Origin of the sequence: Terrabacter terrae (genome assembly GCF_039529575.1) — a bacterium.
GTDB lineage: Bacteria > Actinomycetota > Actinomycetes > Actinomycetales > Dermatophilaceae > Terrabacter > Terrabacter terrae.
This window is the reverse complement of sequence record NZ_BAAANB010000004.1, coordinates 3,260-3,572: the sequence shown is the minus strand read 5'-3', so window position 1 is coordinate 3,572 and position 313 is coordinate 3,260. Positions and strand designations below refer to the sequence as shown.

The window sequence follows — 313 nt, the reverse complement described above, 5'->3', positions numbered from 1 at the left end:
CCTCGCCGTGGCGGACGTCGCCTTTCCCACACCGATGGGCACCGTGGTGCGCCGCCTCGCGTGGATCGACACGGACGCGGGCCTGCTGCGCGTGGAGGCCGACGACCGCGGACCCGTGCTCGTGCCGACGACCTCCACCGCGCTCTGGGAGGCCGTCGTCGCGCTGCTGCCGACCGACGCCGAGACCGGGGGCCTGCCCCGCTCGGCCTGAGCGCTCGCCGGAGCCCTCAGGTGGATCCCTCGGCCGGACCCTCCTCGAGGACGACCTCGTCCCCCACCCGGATGGTGCCGGAGCCGAGGAGCCGGAAGACGG

Annotated in this window: 1 protein-coding gene; it reads left to right on the top strand. The window is 75.7% G+C overall.

Annotation, left to right across the window (positions count from 1 at the left end; all coding sequences use genetic code 11):
* Positions 1-211 (top strand): hypothetical protein (locus ABD194_RS07635; protein ID WP_343989675.1); only part of this gene is annotated, 211 nt, incomplete at its 5' end.
* Positions 212-313 lie beyond the last annotated feature (102 nt).